This is a genomic window from Paenibacillus sp. MZ04-78.2, from assembly GCF_024213375.1.
Lineage (GTDB): Bacteria > Bacillota > Bacilli > Paenibacillales > NBRC-103111 > Paenibacillus_G.
The window spans coordinates 1-1520 of record NZ_JANAVJ010000107.1 but is presented as its reverse complement, the minus strand read 5'-3'; the positions used below and the strand labels follow the sequence as shown (position 1 = coordinate 1520).

Annotated in this window: 1 protein-coding gene; it reads left to right on the top strand. The window is 52.3% G+C overall.

The features are described from left to right. Positions 1-159: 159 nt before the first annotated feature. Positions 160-1518: an IS4 family transposase gene (locus tag NLX71_RS26210; RefSeq protein WP_254366749.1), complete on the top strand. Its 1359-nt coding sequence runs from the start codon at positions 160-162 to the stop codon at positions 1516-1518. The last annotated feature ends 2 nt before the right edge of the window (positions 1519-1520 follow it).

Genomic DNA, 1520 nt, shown 5'->3' with positions numbered 1-1520 from the left:
TAACTCAACTTTCGCAGATCAAAAATCGGCTTGAATCCTTGCAGCAGCAGGCATGCTAGGCCATTGGATACCTGGCTTGCAAAATAGAAAAACACCACTTCGTTTGGTAAAGTGAGAGTGATGAGCAATCACTACCAGACAGAAGAGGTGTCTTCCATTATGATAAACGATCAGCCCGATCTCAATCAACTGCCAAACGAATTAAAGTTTGCTTTTCAAGAACTGAACGTCATGAGATTTCTACAGCAAGCGGGATTTCGCAAACGATTTGGCCTCAGCTGTGCCCGGCTGTTTCAACTCGTTTTCGTGCTGTTGTTTCATCAAAAGAACTGGTTTCGTTTGCTGGAGAGCAGCAAAGCCGACTCATTTCCCGGCAAGGACGCTGTCTATCGCTTCCTCAACCATTCCGGCTTTGCCTGGCGTCGTTTCCTGACACTGCTCGGGACGGCTACCGTGAAGAAGGTAGATGCCCTGACCTCGGCGGATCGTGACGCTGTCTTCATCGTCGACGATTCCATGTTTGAACGTAATCGTAGTAAAGCGGTCGAGTTACTGGCCAGGTTCAAGGATCATGCCACGGGCACGTTTTACAAGGGGTTCCGCATGCTCACGATGGGCTGGTCGGACGGTCACACCTTCCTGCCCCTTGATTTTGCGCTGCTCAGCTCCAGCAAGTCGGCCATCAACGGTAGGAACGCGAACATCGACAAACGGTCGCACGGCTACAAACGCCGACAGGAGGCGCTGTTGCCGGCTCCGCAGGTCATCGTGTCCATGCTGGATCGGGCACTGGCAGCCGGGGCCACGGCCTCTTACGTCCTGATGGACAGTTGGTTTACCCATGCGCCGCTCATCGGCGAAATCGTGGCTCGCGGCCTGAATGTGATCGGCATGGTGAAAAATGACAACAAGCGATTCCTTGTTCATGGCCGGAAGCTGTCGCTCAAAGAACTGTACGCAGCGGCTTCTCCCGTCGTGAGCCGCAAACGTGGCATTCTCCGCTCGATCCAGACCGAACTTCCTTCGGGTATCCCGGTTCGGGTCGTGTTTGTTCGTCATCGCACGAAGAAACACGAATGGCTGGGGATTTTGACAACCGATCTTACCCTCACCGTAGAAGACATCATCCGGATTTACGCGATCCGCTGGGATATTGAGGTCTTCTTCAAGTGCACCAAATCGCTGCTTCGCCTGCAAAAGGAGTTTCAGGGTCGTTCGTACGATTTGCTGATCAGCCATACGACGATTGTGTTTTCCCGCTATATGCTGCTCGCGTGGCAACATCGGCAAACCACGGACGCGCGCTCCTTCGGTGGCTTGTTTTATTTGCTATGCGACGAAGTCGGGACAATGGATTGGGTGGTTGCCTTGCAACAGTTGCTCGATTTGATCAACGAAGTAGCTCAAAAAGCCGGAAAGAAACTCTCCGCTTTGATTGGGCGTCAACTTCAGCAATGGATTGCCGCTTTGCCCAGTTATATCAAGGCTTGTTTGCCGATTTCATGCTGCGAAAGTTGAGT

Bases quoted from the DNA above. Each gene is read 5' to 3' on its own strand.
- NLX71_RS26210 (WP_254366749.1), top strand. From the start codon at position 160: ATGATAAACGATCAGCCCGATCTCAATCAACTGCCAAACGAATTAAAG.